We start from the raw sequence: 214 nt of genomic DNA on the forward strand, positions 1-214 counted from the left end.
TGTGCCCCAAGATGTAGAGTTGGGTCTGTACTACATGGAAAATGCAGCCCATCAAGGATTACCGGTAGCGCTTGAACAGCTAGGTCGCTATTACTCTCGTGGCACTTTTGTGCAGCAGGATAAAGAGCGAGCCATTCCCTATTTTAGAGAAGCGGCGTCAATGGGCAATATTGATGCGAGGATTCAACTTGCAGAATTGTTGCTTCGAGATTTT

At 46.7% G+C, this 214-nt stretch carries 1 protein-coding gene; it reads left to right on the forward strand.

From position 1 onward, the window contains the following. Nucleotides 1–34: 34 nt before the first annotated feature. Nucleotides 35–214: SEL1-like repeat protein (locus MRS74_RS23850; protein ID WP_254582762.1), on the forward strand; the 180-nt coding region annotated here is incomplete at its 3' end.

The organism is Marinobacterium sedimentorum, from assembly GCF_024267675.1.
Lineage (GTDB): Bacteria > Pseudomonadota > Gammaproteobacteria > Pseudomonadales > Balneatricaceae > Marinobacterium_A > Marinobacterium_A sedimentorum.